This is a genomic window from Vibrio sp. 1078-1 (genome assembly GCF_033340475.1).
Genome location: NZ_JAWOWM010000857.1, coordinates 1 through 526, shown reverse-complemented (window position 1 = coordinate 526; position 526 = coordinate 1). Strand labels below are relative to the sequence as shown.

General features: G+C 42.6%; 2 protein-coding genes. Both read left to right on the top strand.

Translation table 11 applies throughout. The features are described from left to right. A partial coding sequence (locus R7190_RS30475) for a chalcone isomerase family protein (protein WP_318138292.1) occupies positions 1-332 on the top strand: 332 nt, incomplete at its 5' end. Then, on the top strand, positions 329-526 hold a 198-nt coding region (locus tag R7190_RS30470), incomplete at its 3' end, for a DUF3833 family protein (RefSeq protein ID WP_318138291.1). The genes R7190_RS30475 and R7190_RS30470, both read left to right, overlap by 4 nt.

Here is a 526-nt window from a genome sequence, read left to right as displayed (position 1 = left end):
TCAACTATCAACGAGACATAAGCAAGCAGCAATTGCTTGAGGTGACGGATGAACAGTGGCAAAAGCTGGGCTTCCCTAAGTCGAGTCGACAACAATGGATTACTCAATTGAGCGTTATCTTCCCAAATATCAAAAATGGCGATGAACTGACCTACGTCACTGATGGAGATAAGGGACAGATCATCTATCGCCAAGCAGGAACTAAAACGCAAAAAATGGTTGGCGAAATAACGGACGAACGTATGAATGATGCATTCCTGTCCATTTGGTTGTCACCAAAAACGGAATTTCCAAAGCTGCGTAAACAACTTATAGGACAAGTCAGACCGTGAACATCTTTAAAACATTATTGCGATACTTTGCTGCGTGCGTTGTTGTTACGTTGAGTGCTTGCTCGGCGGATATAGACAATTACCAAGCATCTACGCCGCCATTTAATTTATTTGAATATTTTGATGGCAATGTGAAGGCATGGGGAATGGTGCAAGATTATGCCGAGAAACAAACACGTCGCTTTGAGGTTGAT